Raw genomic sequence first — 258 nt, forward strand, 5'->3', positions numbered from 1 at the left:
CGCTCTGAGCGTACCCTCGCCCTTGTTGCCCACTAAGTCGCGATTACCCAACTTGCCTTCATCAGTACCGACACTCACCACAGTGTAGTAATCATTGCTGGCTACGGTATCGCTCCAGCTGACTTTAAATGAAGCACCCGTGGTGGCCTGCTCCGGTGCAGTGATGCTCAGCTCCGCGGCAACAACTTGCAGCGGAGCACTGGCCAAGGTCTTCATCCCCTCGCGCAATACATAGCGCACTTCATACATACCCGGTTC

At 55.8% G+C, this 258-nt stretch carries 1 protein-coding gene; it reads right to left on the reverse strand.

The features are described 5' to 3' along the window. A partial coding sequence (locus H2508_RS00025; RefSeq protein ID WP_220463522.1) for a hypothetical protein occupies positions 1 to 258 on the reverse strand: 258 nt, incomplete at both ends.

It is taken from the genome of Sediminihaliea albiluteola, assembly GCF_014077625.1.
Lineage (GTDB): Bacteria > Pseudomonadota > Gammaproteobacteria > Pseudomonadales > Halieaceae > Sediminihaliea > Sediminihaliea albiluteola.